Source organism: Brevibacterium album DSM 18261, assembly GCF_000426445.1.
In the GTDB taxonomy this organism is placed as follows: Bacteria; Actinomycetota; Actinomycetes; order Actinomycetales; family Brevibacteriaceae; genus Brevibacterium; species Brevibacterium album.
This window is the reverse complement of the sequence record NZ_AUFJ01000009.1, coordinates 847,382-862,030: the sequence shown is the minus strand read 5'-3', so window position 1 is coordinate 862,030 and position 14,649 is coordinate 847,382. Positions and strand designations below refer to the sequence as shown.

The following is a 14,649-nucleotide window of genomic DNA, read 5'->3' as shown; positions in this document are numbered from 1 at the left end:
AGTGGGGCGGCCGCTTGCGGCGGCCGCCCCACAGACGGTTGGTCACCGGGTCTTATCGGACGACCCGGAAGGTGAACGTGTGATCGTCATCGTTCGAACCACCGAGCTCGTCCACGTCGAACTCCAGGTCGAAGTCGTAGTGGGCAGGCTGGTCCGGAGCGCTGCAATCGCCGGTGCCCGAGTCGAACGTCCACGCTCCATGAGTGTGGGCATACGCTGAGAGATCCCATTCCAGTGGCACGGAAGTGTCGAGGACGGTCACATTGCTGACGCTCTCGGTGAAGGTGACATCGCCGGTGTTGGCAGTGCCCCCGACCTTGGACATCGTGATGCTGTAGGTGCTCCCCGTGTGATCGCTGAAGCCTGCCCACGGGTTCGTGCCTCCGATGTTGGCTGCGCTCGCGGTGTAGACGCCTGCCGAGCATGAGACACCGGCCCGGTTGACGTCGTACTCCAGCACGTACTTGTCACTGCCGATGTCGTCCCAGCTGATGTAGCCGCCGTCATCGCCGAAGATCGAGCCGATCTCCCCCGGCTCGTCGATGCCGACGATGTCGATGTGGCCGGAGTCGATGATGACCTCGGTCTGCGCGTTTGCGGCCGTGGAGCTGAAGCTCAGGCCGACGACGGCGAGTCCGAGGGCGGCTGTGCCGCCGAGGGCGCGATGTGCGTTCTTCGTGTGCATGATCCTATTCCCATCTCTGTCTGTGCTGCTTGAAGAGTGATGAGCCTTCGGCACTGCTTGCCGCGGCATCACAGCGCGTTCTGCGGCACCGCGGAGGTGTTTCCTGGGCACGCGAGCAGTGCATGCGCACGTTCCGGCGACCACGTGGTCTCACGCGCTGGAGTCAGGGCACTCCGATCGCTGGAACGTGCGGGGAGTTCGGGTGTCATAGCTGAAGCGAGTCCGGACGAAGCCGTGGACCTGGTGCCGGTGCGGCATCCAGTTCTGGAAGTCGCATACGAGCTTTTCAGGGAGCACGTCTACGGCGCTGAGCGACTCGGGGCCGCAGCCGCACCGCAGTACGCCGCCGGTGGCGAGGTGACTGCGGTCGTGCAGGTGCTCCGTGTCGGCGTGGAGGTGCGCATGGGACATGCCCGAGGCCTCAGTCATTCGCGTGCCCCTCCAATCCACCCGACTCAAAGTATTGATAGTGATTATCACTAGACGCAATGCTCACGCTAACCGAGTTCTCAGCGAACGTCAATCTGGGTGCCGAGGATGAAACTGTCTGAGGCGCGGTGGGCCTGGTGCCGTGTGCTGAGGTGTGGCAGGCGGGTTCGGTGGAGTGTGGTGGATCCGCATGTCGCGCACAGCACTGAGGCCCCTTGCGCTCGGAGGAGTGCAAGAGGCCTCAGTTGTGAGGGGCAGGGGTCACCAGTTGGGGCGCCCTATTATCGTGGGATCATTCCGCGGCGGTTGCCCTGCGGCGTGCCAGGAGCACGGCACCGGTGCCGATGGCCAGGAGCAGGCCGGCCGCGGCGGCTGCAGAAGTCATCTCTGCGCCGGTGCGGGGCAGCTTGTCGCCGTCACCCTTCCCATCGTCGGAGCCGCCGTTGCCGTTGTCGTCGTCACGGCCGTCGTCGGAGCCGCCGTTCCCGTTGTCATCGTCGGAGCCGCCGTTGCCGTTGTCGTCGTCACGGCCCTGATCATCATCGCGGTTTCCGTCGTCACCGCCGTTGTCGTCGTCGCGGCCCTCATCGTCGTCATCGTCCTCAGGCGGGGTCGAATCGCCAGCGACGTTGAGGGTTGCAGCCTCGGACTCGGCGATGAGGGCGTGGTCGTGGTCGTAGAGGCGTGCGATGATCTGCGCACCGTCATCGCCTTCTGCGATCGTGTGCTCGAGAGTATCGGTCAGTGCGCCGTCGATCACCGAGTAGCCGTCATCGCCCTCACGCTGGATGAACCAGTGCCAGTGGTCCTCGTCCGTCTGCGGGTCCTGAACTGCAGTCAGCGATGCGACATCGCCCACCTGATACTCGCTCTCCAGGCCCTCGATCGTGAGTTCGGTCTCGGGCGGGGTCGGCTCCTGGTCGTGATCGTCGATCTGGATCTCGATCGGCTCGGAGGCGACGTACTCCTCGCCGTCGTCGTAGGTGAGGACTGCCCGCACCTGGGCGCCGTTCAGGTCTTCGCCCACGTCGAAGGAGTAGTCGGAGCCGTTCTCACCCTCGACTGCGGTCCACTGGGACTCGCCTGCGGGCTGTACCTGCCATTCGTAGCGGTTCAGTACGGAGGAGGGGTCAACCGTGGCAGTGAGGGTGGCGGTGTCGCCCGTGTGGTAGTGCTCCTGGGTGCCCTTGACCGTCACCTCCTGGTGCGGAGGTGCGCCGTGGTCGTCCACATCGATGGTAACGGCATCGGCGGAGGCGAGCACCTCGCCGCCGTCATCCACCAGATTGGCGCTCACCTGCGCATCGTCAAGGGCCTGCTCTGCGGTCTGGATGAACTGGGCCTCGTCGAGGTCTTCGACCTGAACCGGCTCGTCCTGATCCCGGCGCTGTACGAACCACTCGTAGCTGCCGTTCTCCAGCTCGGGATCGGCGACCGCATCGAGGGTGATGTCGGAACCCTGGTGGTAGTGCTCGTGCATGCCCTCGATGCTCAGCGAGTGCTCGGGTGCAGGCTCATCGCCGTGGTCGTCGATCGTGATGGTGTCAGTCTGTGCGGAGGCGATCACGCCAGGGTTGATCTGTCCGCCGTCGCCGCGGAACTCTGCGGTGATCTGGGCGCCGTTGAGGGAGTCGTCGGCCTCCAGGCTGAGCTGTGATCCGTCCTGGCCTTCGATCGGCTCCGGCTCTGCATCTCCCTCGCGCTGGACGAACCACTCGTAGCTTCCGCCCTCGAGGCCCGGGTCGCTCTCGGCGGACAGCTCGATTGCCTCACCCGACTGGTAGTGGTCTGCGAGACCGCTGATCGAGAGCTCCGGGTCGACGACGAAGCGGTAGTTCTGTGGTGCGCTCGAGGCGGTGTTGCCGTTGCCGCTCACCTCGGCTTCGACTGTGAACTCGTAGGCTCCGGGCTCGCTGAACGCCCAGTTGCTGTGAGTGTGAGAGGGGAACGGCTGGGAGATCGCCTCTCCGACTGCGAGCTTGTGGCCACCGCTGGTGAGATGACTGTCGTCGATTCCTGCCCAGACCCAGGCGTCGCCCGGGCCGGTGAATGCGGTGATCTTGAACTCTGTCGCAACCTGTCCGCCGAACTCGGGGGTGAGGGACATGGTGTCCCATCCGGGCCAGATGAGTGTCCCGGTGTTCCGCTCTGGGAGGTGGTAGACCTCTTGTCCCTGAAGCTCTTCGGGTACGCGGTCCGAGGCCGAGAACGCTTGCTGCGCTGTCTCCTTCACTACGAGATCCACTGACTCGGGTGAGTGAAGCACGTGCTGGCCGGTGACGTCCTCCCTGAGCGCGAGCTCGACGGAGCCGTCGTCATTCAGCAGCATGTTGAATGCGTCTACGTGGCCTTCGCCGAAGACGACGGGGTCGTTAAGGACCTCATGATCCGCCGCCGAGGCGATGGTGGGTGCGGCAAGCGCGCTGCCGATCGCGAGGACACTGGCCGCAAGTGCGGCTGTCCCCTGTCTGCTCAGCAATCTCATGGACGATGCCTTTCCTTCTTGAGCTTGGGAGGGATGCAGCGGTCATCCGCTGTCTGGACCTGAAGCCTGTGCTGGCTTCGCGGCTCCCCCCGTGTTGAAGGAGACGCTGTCAGCACAGCGAATGATCATGGTTATCATTACAACAATCAGTGAATTTACAGCCGGCGGTGATTGGGGGTCAAGTGCGCGAGTGCGCATGAATCGTTCGCATGAGTGGCGCATGGGCTCCCGGGGCGGCTGTGCGACGTCGAGCCGCGTGACGCCGAGGCTGACGTGCATCACGTTACATGAAAATGACTATCACTAATGATAACCTCTCAGGTGGACCGTGCCTACCAGATGAAAGTGGGACATTCAGATGAGTTCCATCTCGCGGCGACTCCGCACGGGAGTCGCAGCAGTTTCGGCGGCAGTGCTTCTCACAGCAATGCCACACGCCGCCCTGGCGGCAGTGAGCCCATCGGGTGCCCCGCCTGGGGGCTCGCAGCAGGTTTCGTCAGAGCGCCCGGGTTCGAACGAGAGTCCCGGGAACTACCTGGGTGAGCGTCGGATCGCTGCCACTGAGCACACCGATGCCGTCAGCGTGCGCCTGGACGACGATCAGGCGACTCTGTTCTCCAAGGTCGACTGGCCTGAGGCGATGGGTGTGCAGGAGGACCCGGACGACATGGTCTTCCATGTCACGGACAGCGCCCGCGGCGAATTCAGTGACGCCGAGCAGCTCGATTTCGTACGGGAGCACGGCCATGAGCAATGGCTCGTGCCTCAGCGACAGAAGCAGGGTGTTCTGTGGGCGGGATGGAACACCGAGGCGATCCGCGGCGACCAGGTGAGCGGGGACATTACCTTCTCCCTCGACCAGGCCAAGACCGTGGTGCCGGAGGGCGGAAACGTCGAGATCTGGCAGGACGACTGGAGCGGGGTGGACCGAGTCTTCTCCTCCTCCGACGCTGAGTTCGTGAGTCATGAGGAGATGCCTGCCGCTCACGTCCACGCCAACTGGGCATTCAACGAGCCGGGTCTCTACCGTCTCGTCTTCGACGTCTCAGTTCCGCTGGCCGGTGGCGGCACGACCACGGACGAGCGCGAGTTCGCCTTCGTGGTGGGTGACGACATAGAGCAGTACGAGGATGAGCTCAACCCGGGCTCGGATCCGTCCGACGACCCGAGTGACGATCCCAGCGATGACCCCTCGGGTGATCCGAGCGAGGATCCCTCCGATGATCCGAGCGAGGACCCCACTCGGGGGCCCACGGACGATCCCTCTGAGCCCGGTGACGGTGACGAAGCAGAGGTCTCCATCGCCGGGGTCGAGGACTCCTACGAAGTCGGCGACACCGCCAGCCTCGAGGCCACATGGGACGGTGAAGCTCCCAGCGGCGGGAACTACAGCTGGCAGACCCTGAAGAAGGGCGACGGTGCCGGCGACTGGAACGCGACGGATGCCGGCAGCGACACCTACGAGTTCGAGATCGAGAGCGCGGAGTTCGATCAGCTGCAGGTCAAGACGGTCTACAGCCTCAACGACGGACAGACGATCGAGTCCGCTCCCATCACCATCAATGTGGAAGGCGGCGACTCTGACGCTCCCGGTGACGAGGAGCCCAAGGGCGGTGCCGATGGCGGCGGCATGGGCGGCGGCTCCGGCGGAGGGAACTCCGGCGGAGGCAGCAGCAGCGGCGGCGAGGGCAACTCCTCGGCGGACTACATCTGCCTGCCCCCTGACGGCAGCGGCTCGGGCGGCGGAGGCCCCGCTGGGTCCGGCGGCTCCGGCTCCGGTGACCGCAATGGCGGCAGCGGCGGGGGCGGCGGCTCCGGCGACAACGGCCAGGGCAGCGAGCGGGACGAGGCTCAGCCGGGAGAGCGCGTCCGGGTGGACGACGGGCACTTCGACTTCGGTCCGCGTCTGCGCGATGGAGCCGTCCGTGCGCAGATCAAGGACGACCGGGACGCGCCTCCCACCTGGCGCGCACCCGAGGACGTGACCTTCCTGCTGACCGAGACCGCCCTGAAGCCGCTGCCCGCGGGATTCGATTTCGTCGCCCCCGAGGGCACCGAGGTCTACACGATCGGGCAGGTGCAGGAGTCCGGCGTTCCGTGGCTGGGCTGGAACACCCAGGACCCGGATCTGATCAACGGTGCGAGCGCCGTGACCATGACGCTGGACTCGATGAGCGGCCCGGGCAAGGTGAACGTGTTCGTGGGTGCCGGAGGATTCGGCGGCAGCGACGTCAAGCACGTCTTCCAGTCGCCCGGAGACTCCTATGACATCCCCATGCGGACGCACGAGCACGGCTACTGGACCTTCACCGAGGCCGGTGAGTACACCATGGACATCACGTTCACGGTGACGCTCAACGACGGCAGCACGGAACAGGGCAGCGGCACGCTCCACTTCGAGGTGGGCGGCGGAGCTCAGGCCGGTGGCGAGGTCTTCGCCGGCGGCACCGTCGATGTGCTCGCCCAGCCCGAGGGCGATGACGACGCCGAGGGCAGTGACGAGAAGGCCGGTGAGGACGCCTCGGCGCAGCCCACGGAGCAGGCCGGTGAGCAGAACGGCTCCGGCGGTTCCTCCACCGGCGGCTCCGGCAGCGGCCCGCGTGAGCTGCCTGCCGACGATCCCAGGTGCGCCCTGCCGCGCACGGGCGCGGTCGGCATGACCGCAGCCGGTGTCGTGGGCGCGGCTCTCCTGGCGGTGGGCGGCTTCGCCCTCTGGTTCGCACGCCGGCGCCGGGTGACGGAAGGCCTCGATGAGGTCTGATGCCTCGGGCCGCACGCGGCGGTGGTCACCCGCACGGGTGACCACCGCCGCGGCGGTGTCCCTCACATTCCTCGCCGGCTGCGCCGCTCCCATGAGCGCGGAGCCGAGCGCCGAGGACGGGCTCCCCGTCATCGCGACCACCGGGATGATCGGCGACATCGTCGAGCACGTGGGTGGGGAGTCCATCGACCTCACCACCCTGGTGCCGCCGGGCGCGGACCCGCACAGCCATGAGCCCGGCCTCCGGGACGTCCGCGACATCGTCCACGCGGAGGTGGCCTTCTCCAATTACGCGATGCTGGAGGAGCACGCCCTCATTCGCACGCTCGATGCCAACCTGCCCGAGGAAGCCGCCAATGTGGGCCTCGCCGAGGCCGCGGAGAGCTACGACGCGACCACCATCCCGATGGTGGAGAACGTCAGCCTCGACACCATCTGGCTGGGTATGCGGGTGCGCGGCACCGGTGCGCAGTACGGAGCCGACCGCGCTTCCGAGGTCCTCATCCAGGCCACCGACTGGTCCGGCCCGGAGGGCGCGACCCTCCACGGATTCCTCACCGAGGCGTTCGGCCGCCCCGTGAACTACTTCGACTCCACGGACGGGATGGACCCCGACGAGGACCAGGCCTCGCTGCCCGCGAACGCCCACACCCATCTCAGCTGGGCGTTCAGCGAACCCGGCACCTACACCCTCGACCTCAGGGCCTCCGTCCGGCCGCGCGAGGACGCCGAGGAGCAGACGGTGGCGGAGCAGACCTTCACCTTCGTGGTGGGCCAGGACCCCCGCCAGCTGGACGAGTTCAGCGAGTGGGACGTTTTGGACTCCGGCCACGCCGATCTCACCGCGGACCTCGACGAGAGCCGCATGTACCTCTTCGCGGACGAGGACGGCGGGGGAGACCAGTCCCAGGTCGTCATGGAGGCGGACACCACAGTGGTGGGCGTGACCAACAACGCCTGGCAGGAGATCCCCCCGGGCCCTCAGTTCCACTTCCTGGGACGCAGGGGCACGCAGACCTATCTGCTCGCTCAGGCGGTGCTGGGCAAGCACGTGCACGGGGAGATCGACCCGCACCTGTGGCACGACGTGCGCAATGCCATCGCCTATGCGGAGGTGATCCGCGACACGCTGGCGGAGGCGGACCCGGACAGCGCGGCGGAGTACGCCGCCCGTGCCGAGGACTACATCGCAGAACTCGAGGAGACGGACGCCTATATGCGGGAGACGATCGGCTCCATCCCCGAGGAGCGCCGCCACCTGGTCACCACCCACGACGCCTTCGGCTACCTGGGTGAGGCCTATGGCATGCGCATCGCGGGCTTCGTCACCCCCAATCCGGCCGTGGAGCCCAGTGTCAACGACCGGATCAGGCTGGGCGACACCATCCGGAACCTCCAGGTGCCGGCCGTCTTCCTCGAACCCAATCTGGCCAGCCGCTCCAGCACGCTGGAGGAGGTGGCCGGCGAGGCCGGCATCGAGGTCTGCACCATCTACGGGGACTCCTTCGACCAGGACGTCACCTCTTACATCGACATGATGCGTTTCAACGCGAACTCACTGAAGGAGTGCCTCTCATGACCTCCCCTGCCCTCCGCTCCCTGCACGCCGCAGAGGCGCGGCAGCGGATGCTGCCCGGACGCCGCTGGACCCGGATCGCGTCCGCCGGCGCTGCCCTCCTCCTGACCGCGGGCACCGTGACGGGCGGGCCGGGCGCGCTGCTGACCTCGGACGCTGCGGGGCCCGGCGCGCCGTGGGGACCTCCGCCTGCCGCCGCCGGCACCCTCGACGATCCGGCGCTGGACCAGGACGTCGATGCGGGCGAGGAGCTGGGCTCCGGCCAGACCGTCATCGATGCCGGGCACGTGGACATCGGGCCGTTCGGCGAGAGCGGGGACGATATGCAGCTGGCCGGTCGCGATGACACGCTGGCCCCGCCGGTCTGGCGCACGCTCGAGGACCTCGTGCTCCACGTCCCCGATGAGGGCGGGCGCATCCCCGTCCCGGACGATCCCATGTACGAGTTCCTGGGCGCGGAGCCCGGCGAGGCGGTCTGGCTCATCCCGCAGGTGGAGGAGCCCGGCGTGCCCTGGCTGGGCTGGAACACCCAGTACCCCGGCTTCGCGGGAGCCTCGGACTCCGGCATCGATCTGACCTTCCACGGCGTGGACGGCCCCGGCGATTTCACGCTCTACCTGCAGGACGGGGCCTTCGGCGATCCCGATGTCTACTGGCAGTCCACGCAGGAGGGTGAACAGTCGATCTGGGTGGAGCCGCTCACGCACACCCATGCCAACTGGGTCTTCACGGAACCGGGCATCTACCTCTTCGACCTGGGCTTCTCCGCGGAGGGCGCGGACGGATCCGTCATCGAGGACCGTCAGACGCTGCGCATCGCGGTGGGCACGGAGACGGACCCGCAGGAGGCCTTCGGGCAGGACTACCGGGCTCCCGAGTCCGGTGACGGCGGCGGAGACGCTGCCGAGCAGGGCGGAGGTGTCGAGGAGGGAGCGGACCCGGCCGCCGAGGCATCGGACTCCTCGCCCCTCATGTACGTGCTCTACGGGGCGATAGGGGTGCTCGTCCTCGCGCTCATCGTGGGGGCGGTGTTCGCGCTCTCCTCCTCGCGCCGGGCCAAGGCGCGGGCGGAGCGGGAGCTGGCCGGCGCCTCGGGCGCGGGTTCCGGAAGCGGCAGGGGCACGGGCTCCCGCGGCAGCGCAGGTCCGTCCGCTGAGACAGGAGGGAAGGGCTCATGAGCCTCATCATCGACGTCCACGGCGTCACCGTCTCGCTGGGCGGCAGGGAAGTCCTCCGTGACGTGAACTTCGGGCTGGAGGCCGGCGAGCTGGTGGGACTCATCGGTCCCAACGGTGCGGGCAAGACCACCCTGCTGCGCACCCTCCTGGGGCTCATCCGCCCGCGGAGCGGCACCATCGACATCGGCGGGGCCACGGCCCGGGCCTCGCGGGGCAGGCTGGGCTATGTCCCGCAGCGCCACGAGTTCGTCTGGGACTTCCCGATCAGCATCGAGGACGCGGTGATGACGGGCCGGTACCGGCGCATCGGCTGGCTGCGCAGGCCGGCCCTGGCCGACTACCGCGCGGTCAACGCCGCACTCGAGCGGGTGCGCCTGCTGGATCTGCGCAAGCGGCCGGTGGCCGAGCTCTCCGGCGGGCAGAAGCAGCGGGTGCTGGTGGCCCGGGCCCTCGCGCTGGAATCCGCCCTGCTCCTGCTCGACGAGCCCTTCACGGGCCTGGACATGCCCTCGCAGGAACTGCTCACGGAGCTGTTCACACAGCTGGCGCGGGAGGGCCGCACCATCCTCATGAGCACGCACGACCTCCCGCACGCCATGCACACCTGCGATCGGCTGCTCATGCTCAACCGCACCGTGACGGCAACGGGCACACCTGCGGACCTGCGCCGGCGCTCGCTGTGGATGGACACCTTTCAGGTCTCGGACAACTCGCCCCTGCTGGCGGGAGTGGGGGCGGTGGCGGCATGACCTTCGTCGAGTTCCTGGGCGACCTCACCAATCCCCTCCTCACCTTCCTGCCCAAGGCCCTGTTCATGGCCGTCATGGCGGCTGTCATCTGCGGCCTGGTGGGCACGTACGTGGTGCTGCGCGGCATGGCGTTCATCGGTGATGCGGTCTCCCATGCGGTGTTCCCGGGGCTGGCCTTCGCCTTCGTGTTCCAGGCGAACCTGGTGCTGGGCGGTGCGGCCGCCGGCATCACCACCGCGCTGCTGGTGGCGATCTTCTCGCAGAACCGCAGGCTCAAGGAGGACAGCATCATCGGCGTCTTCTTCGTGGCCGCGTTCGCCCTCGGCATCGTCGTCATCAGCTTCGCACCGGGCTATGCGGGTTCGCTCTCGGACTTCCTGTTCGGCTCGATCACCGGCATCCCGGACTCCGATATGTACGTCGTGGGCATCACCGGCGCTGCGCTCGTGGTCATCCTGTTCCTCTTCCACAAGGAGCTCGTGGCCGTGAGCCTGGACCGCGACATGTCCAAGGCCATCGGACTGCCCGTGTTCTGGCTGGACATCCTCCTGTACATGCTGGTGACGATCGCCGTGGTGGTCTCGGTGCAGACCATCGGCAACATCCTCGTCCTCGCACTGCTCATCACCCCCGCGGCCACCGCGCGCTTCCTCACGGACCGGCTCATCGTGATGATGCTGCTCTCGCCCGTGATCGGAGCGGTGGGCGCCTTCGTGGGCCTCTATGTCTCCTGGGCGCTCGATCTGCCCGTGGGCGGCACCATCGTCCTGGTGCTCACCGCGTTCTTCCTGGTCTGCTGGGTGCTGGGACCCAAGCACGGGATGCTGGCCAGGCGGCTCATGCGCCGCGGGTCGAGGGCGGCGGGTGCGCAGGCCGCGGTGTCCGAGGCCGCCGAGCAGGAGTGGCCGCATTCCGTCCCGGCCGCATCTGATGACACGAGGGACCTCGTCGATGCCGTCTTCGCACACGTGGACGGCGCAGACGGCGAGGCTGCGGACGGGGGCGAGGGCGACCGTTCCGATGGGGGCGAGGGCGGTCGGTCCGAGCTTCCGCGCTCCGAAGGGGGCTCCGGCGGTCCTGCTGCACCTGAGTCCGCGGGCGCCGGTGCAGCGCGCTCCGCGCCTTTCGTGCGGCCTGCCGCCCCTTCCGGTCCCGCCGAGGAAGAGAGCACATGAGGACACGCCCGGGGCCTCTGGCCACGACGGCGCTCCTCCTGCCGCTGCTGCTCGCCGGTGCTCCGGCGGCGGTCCCGCCGGTCCAGGCGGCGCCGGCGGCGGGTGAGCCTGCTCGGGCGGTACCGGGGACGGTCACACCGGCGGATGCGGTGCCGGCGGCGGATGCGGTGCCGGCGGCGGGTGTGCCGTCCGATGGTGCGCCGCCTGCTGCGGCGACAGCGGATCCGGGCGCCTCGGCGGTGGCGCGCACGGCCGAAGGCTCCGAGGCGGAGACTGCCCGCATCGAGGTCACCGCACCTCTGCGTGCGCAGCTGATCTTGCCGGAGGGCGAAGACGGAGAGGAGCCAGAACCTACGGAGGGGCCATCGGAGGGGCCAGAACCGACGGAGGAGCCTGCGCCTACGGAGGAGCCTGAGCCCTCGGAGGCGCCCGAGCCTACGGGAGAGCCTTCAGAAGGGCCGGAGCCCACGCATGACCCGGACGAGAGCGATGATCCGGACGAGGCGGACCCCGGGCACGGCGAGGTGCTCCGCGGTTCGGCGGAGCCCGAGGACGTCGACGCCTCGCTCGCCCTGCCCGGGGACCAGGCTCACACCGCACGGCTGCGGGTGGACGCCTCGGGCTTCGCCAATGAACTGGGGCCGCTGGACATGTTCCTCGAATCCGCGCACGGTCCGGCCGGTGGTGTGGTCGCCGCCGGCGCAGGAGTGCGCGAGGGCGCAGTGGGAGCCGACCTGGACTCCCGTCACCCAGGGCCCTCCTCCCTTCAGCTGCGCCCCGGCGGCACGGTCGATCTCGACTGGGCGTTCACGGAGCCGGGCACCTACTGCCTGGACCTCGGGTTCTCCTCTGCCATGCCCGCCCGCACCGCCGAAGGCACGCGGATCCGGCGCGATTCCGTGGAGCTGCGAGTCCATGTGGGCTCCGGCGCGCCGCGGCCGGAGTGCGGCGATGAGCTCGACCGCGCGGATTCGCCGGACGAGGCGGACACCGCTCCCGTGACCGTGGAGGAGGGCCGCGCCCGCATCAGGCCCGGTGAGGACGAGGTCACAGCGGAACTGGCGCGCACCTCGGCGGATCTGGTGGAGGGCTCAGGCGCACGCCATGAGGCGAGTCAGGTGATCTGGTCCGCGCACCGGCGCAGCGAGGCGAACGGACGCTGGTACGTGCCCCAGACCCGGATCGACGCGGGCCTCGACCTCAGCGGGCCGGGGGAGCCGGGGAGGGTGACCGTCCTCATGCGCATGCACTCCGGGCCGGGTACGGCTCAGTACCGCTCCGCGACGGACCCGCGCTCGCCCCATGACCTCCTCCTCCCGCCGCAGGGACGGGACAATGACCGCGTGGTCGCGCTGGAGCGGGCGGCGCCGGGCAGGGAATCGGCCACCGCCTGGAACTTCGAGACCGCAGGCCGCTACTGCATCGACCTCACGGTGCACACCCGGCACGGTGAGGAGACGGCGGTGTCCACCACCCGGCTCACCTTCGCCTCGGGGAACGACTCCGCCGAGGTGGAGCCGTGTGCCGAACCCGGCGAGGACATCCCGGACATCCCCCTGCCCGAGGGCCGCGATGATGACGGCGGCGACGATGGGAGCGGCGACGGCGAAGGCGATGAGCCTACAGGCGGCAGCGGTGATGGGGGCGCCAACGGCAAGACGCCGGGCGAGGGCGGCGGTGGCCTCGCACCCGATCGCGGTGACACGGGCATGCTGCCGCCGGGTGAGGACCCGCAGGACGAGGAGGACGCGCTCGCGCTGCCGCCTGTGGCCTCGCTGTGCCGGCCCGCGGAAGCGGATCAGGACGTGCAGATCCGCTCGGGCACCGCGATCCTCGCAGCCGGGGCCGATGCCGCGGCGTGGCAGGATTCGCGCGCGGAGGAGCCGGTCTCCCGTGATCCGGAGCTGGTGACGGTGGCTGTGTCCGAGGAGGCCCGGCAGACGGTGCACGGCGACGGGATGGGCGAATTCGCGCCGGACGGCGCCACCGTCTACCGGACCGAGGCCGCCCCGCAGGACGGAGTGCCGTGGCTGGGCTGGTCCTTCGACTCCGTTCCGGAGGATGCGCAGGTGACCTGGTCGGTGGACAGTGTGGAGGGGCCCGGTGAGTTCGCGGTCCTCGGCTCGAACGCGCTGGGGGAGCAGTCGGTGCTGCTGTCGGCGGATGTGCCCGCGGAGTTCGGGGGCGGGGAGTCGGGATTCGGCAGCTGGGCGTTCACGGAGCCGGGCTACTACCTGATCTGGTCGCGCTTCACCGTCGATGTGCCGGGCGCGGGCGAACCCGCCGAGGCGCTGGTTCCGCTGCGCTTCGCCGTGGGCGAGGTGGGCTCGGCCACCAGCGGCAATCCGCTGCTGCAGAGCTTTCTGGCCGAATGCGAGGACTCCCTGTTCACCGGGGCCTTCCCGCAGTCGGCGGCCGAGGGCGAGGGGCCCGGACCGCTGCCGTTCCTCGGCGGCGGCGTGCCCGCATGGCAGTGGGTGGCGGTGGGCACCGGGCTCGCAGCCTCGCTGGTGCTGGGCGTCGCAGTGGTGCGGATCGCGCGGGGAGGCCGGAAGCGGGAGGGTGCCGGCGCCTCGGGCGATGGGCTGCTGCTGGCCGGGGCGACCGCGCGGAGCGGGAGCGTGTCCGGGCTGAGCGGTGCGGCGGGCGAGGCCGCTGAGGACCGGGTGTTCCCATGAGGGGCCTGATCCGGCGGCACCGGGGCTGGGTGGTCTTCTTCGGGTCTGTCCTCGCGCTCCTCCTGCTCGCGTCCTCGGCCCTGTTCGCAGTGCACCTCATGGACCGCGATCGGAGCCTGGAGGCGGCGCAGGCACGCCTGCAGGAGCAGCGGAGCGAGCAGGAGGTTCCCCCTCCGGTGATGCCGGAGCCCCAGGCAGGGGCAGGGGGAGCCGCGGCCGGGGACATCGCGGTGGACCTGGACTCCGCATGGCTGGAGGAGGCCGCCGAGCGCACGGACATCCCCCCGCGCGTGCTGCGCGCCTACATCGGGGCATCGGTCTGGTCCGCACAGCGGCATGAGGAGTGCAGCCTGCCGTGGAACACGCTGGCGGGCATCGGGTCCGTCGAATCCGATCACGGGCGATACGGAGACGCGGAGGTGGGCGAGGACGGCCAGCTGGAGGGCAAGATCATCGGCGCCCAGCTCAATGGGCTGGAGACCGCCCGGATCGCCGACACGGACGATGGGAAGTACGACGGGGACGCCGAGTTCGACAGGGCGGTGGGGCCCATGCAGTTCATCCCCTCGACCTGGGAGGACTTCGCGGTGGACGGCAACGGTGACGGGGAGGCCGATCCGAACCACATCGACGATGCCTCGGCGACCGCAGCCTCGTATCTGTGCTCCGGCAAGCGCGATCTCTCCGATGAGGGCCAGTGGGTCGAGGCGATCCTCGCCTACAACCCCTCGGACGAGTACGTGGCCCTCGTGGCCGAACGTGCGACTGCCGTGGCGGAGAGCATGGCGGAGATGGAGGACGGCGAATCGGCAGGGCCCGATGTCGCGGAGGACGACGACGCGGCGGACGACGATGCGGAGAGCGGCGACCGGGACGGCAGCGCTCCGTAGGGCGGCCGCCCTACGGAGCGCTGGAGGGGTGTGGGCGGTGCGC

Annotated in this window: 9 protein-coding genes; 7 read left to right on the top strand and 2 right to left on the bottom strand. The window is 69.0% G+C overall.

All coding sequences use genetic code 11. The features are described 5' to 3' along the window. Window positions 1-52 precede the first annotated feature (52 nt). Window positions 53-685, bottom strand: coding sequence for a hypothetical protein (locus K318_RS0103875; RefSeq protein WP_029088509.1), 633 nt, complete (start codon window positions 683-685; stop codon window positions 53-55). Between the two features lie 721 nt (window positions 686-1,406). Next, window positions 1,407-3,599: a choice-of-anchor M domain-containing protein gene (locus tag K318_RS23440; RefSeq protein ID WP_084499602.1), complete on the bottom strand. Its 2,193-nt coding sequence runs from the start codon at window positions 3,597-3,599 to the stop codon at window positions 1,407-1,409. A 358-nt stretch (window positions 3,600-3,957) separates the two neighbouring features. Here K318_RS23440 and K318_RS0103860 point away from each other — a divergent pair, with 358 nt between their 5' ends. The 7 genes from K318_RS0103860 to K318_RS19205 are packed head-to-tail and all read left to right on the top strand — an operon-like array spanning window position 3,958 to window position 14,606. Continuing rightward, a complete protein-coding gene (locus tag K318_RS0103860; RefSeq protein ID WP_084499601.1) occupies window positions 3,958-6,360 on the top strand; it encodes a choice-of-anchor M domain-containing protein in 2,403 nt (800 codons plus the stop codon). Continuing rightward, on the top strand, window positions 6,350-7,939 hold the full coding sequence (locus tag K318_RS0103855; RefSeq protein ID WP_084499599.1) for an anchored repeat ABC transporter, substrate-binding protein: 1,590 nt from the start codon (window positions 6,350-6,352) through the stop codon (window positions 7,937-7,939). The genes K318_RS0103860 and K318_RS0103855 overlap by 11 nt, the downstream gene beginning before the upstream one ends. After that, a complete protein-coding gene (locus tag K318_RS19215; RefSeq protein WP_051297467.1) occupies window positions 7,936-9,114 on the top strand; it encodes a choice-of-anchor M domain-containing protein in 1,179 nt (392 codons plus the stop codon). The genes K318_RS0103855 and K318_RS19215 overlap by 4 nt, the downstream gene beginning before the upstream one ends. After that, a complete protein-coding gene (locus tag K318_RS0103845; protein WP_029088504.1) occupies window positions 9,111-9,863 on the top strand; it encodes an anchored repeat-type ABC transporter ATP-binding subunit in 753 nt (250 codons plus the stop codon). Before K318_RS19215 ends, K318_RS0103845 begins: the two co-directional genes overlap by 4 nt. After that, complete coding sequence (locus K318_RS19210) at window positions 9,860-11,038, top strand: anchored repeat-type ABC transporter permease subunit (protein ID WP_084499598.1); 1,179 nt, start codon at window positions 9,860-9,862, stop codon at window positions 11,036-11,038. Before K318_RS0103845 ends, K318_RS19210 begins: the two co-directional genes overlap by 4 nt. After that, window positions 11,035-13,716: a choice-of-anchor M domain-containing protein gene (locus tag K318_RS0103835; RefSeq protein WP_029088503.1), complete on the top strand. Its 2,682-nt coding sequence runs from the start codon at window positions 11,035-11,037 to the stop codon at window positions 13,714-13,716. Before K318_RS19210 ends, K318_RS0103835 begins: the two co-directional genes overlap by 4 nt. Then, the gene (locus K318_RS19205; RefSeq protein ID WP_051297465.1) at window positions 13,713-14,606 is read left to right on the top strand and encodes a lytic transglycosylase domain-containing protein; all 894 of its coding nucleotides are present in this window, start codon (window positions 13,713-13,715) and stop codon (window positions 14,604-14,606) included. Before K318_RS0103835 ends, K318_RS19205 begins: the two co-directional genes overlap by 4 nt. Window positions 14,607-14,649 lie beyond the last annotated feature (43 nt).

What these genes read in the sequence shown, in the direction of transcription:
- K318_RS0103875 (WP_029088509.1), bottom strand. Translation starts at nt 685, where the DNA reads ATGCACACGAAGAACGCACATCGCGCCCTCGGCGGCACAGCCGCCCTC.
- K318_RS19215 (WP_051297467.1), top strand. Translation starts at nt 7,936, where the DNA reads ATGACCTCCCCTGCCCTCCGCTCCCTGCACGCCGCAGAGGCGCGGCAG.
- K318_RS0103855 (WP_084499599.1), top strand. Translation starts at nt 6,350, where the DNA reads ATGAGGTCTGATGCCTCGGGCCGCACGCGGCGGTGGTCACCCGCACGG.
- K318_RS0103845 (WP_029088504.1), top strand. Translation starts at nt 9,111, where the DNA reads ATGAGCCTCATCATCGACGTCCACGGCGTCACCGTCTCGCTGGGCGGC.
- K318_RS19210 (WP_084499598.1), top strand. Translation starts at nt 9,860, where the DNA reads ATGACCTTCGTCGAGTTCCTGGGCGACCTCACCAATCCCCTCCTCACC.
- K318_RS23440 (WP_084499602.1), bottom strand. Translation starts at nt 3,599, where the DNA reads ATGAGATTGCTGAGCAGACAGGGGACAGCCGCACTTGCGGCCAGTGTC.
- K318_RS19205 (WP_051297465.1), top strand. Translation starts at nt 13,713, where the DNA reads ATGAGGGGCCTGATCCGGCGGCACCGGGGCTGGGTGGTCTTCTTCGGG.
- K318_RS0103860 (WP_084499601.1), top strand. Translation starts at nt 3,958, where the DNA reads ATGAGTTCCATCTCGCGGCGACTCCGCACGGGAGTCGCAGCAGTTTCG.
- K318_RS0103835 (WP_029088503.1), top strand. Translation starts at nt 11,035, where the DNA reads ATGAGGACACGCCCGGGGCCTCTGGCCACGACGGCGCTCCTCCTGCCG.